This window comes from Sinorhizobium sp. P24N7 (assembly GCF_042436655.1).
Taxonomy (GTDB): Bacteria; Pseudomonadota; Alphaproteobacteria; order Rhizobiales; family Rhizobiaceae; genus Sinorhizobium; species Sinorhizobium meliloti_A.
Genome location: NZ_JBHMIW010000109.1, coordinates 1 through 499 on the forward strand (window position 1 = coordinate 1; position 499 = coordinate 499).

A 499-nucleotide genomic window follows, 5' to 3' on the forward strand; every position below is an offset into this window, starting at 1 on the left:
CGAAGAGGCACTGACCGCCGAGCGGGATCTACTGCCGGCCGCTGTCCGCGATGTGCTCGATCAGCCCGACGTCCGCTTCGATGCGCTTCGCAACGTGCTCGCGGAGACCGGCATACCCGGTCCCGACGTCGCACTGCTGCGCGCCCGCCAGGAAGCAGCATTTGATACCGCGGTTCGGCTGGCGTCCCGCTTTGACATTGATGCCCACGATGACATCCGCAACGACATGGTCTCCTTCGCCGAAACCTGGCAGACGGAAATTGAGCGCCGCGAGCGGCGTCTCAAGAGTCTCGCTAAAGTCGATTACAACCACCAAGACTTGATCTCCCGCCGCTTGAAATGGTGCGAGATGGCGCTCGCACGCCTGACGGCGATCAAGGATGGCTCCGAGATCCACGATCTCGCCGATGTCCCGGCCCGTACGATCGAGCTTGACGACATCTCCAGCGAGATTGAGGCCAACATCCGCAGCGATCAGACAGAGCGGATCTGGCAATAT

General features: G+C 61.7%; 1 protein-coding gene. It reads left to right on the forward strand.

The genetic code is table 11. The features are described from left to right. Positions 1-52 precede the first annotated feature (52 nt). On the forward strand, positions 53-499 hold a 447-nt coding region (locus ACFHWW_RS34185; RefSeq protein ID WP_379943819.1), incomplete at its 3' end, for a hypothetical protein.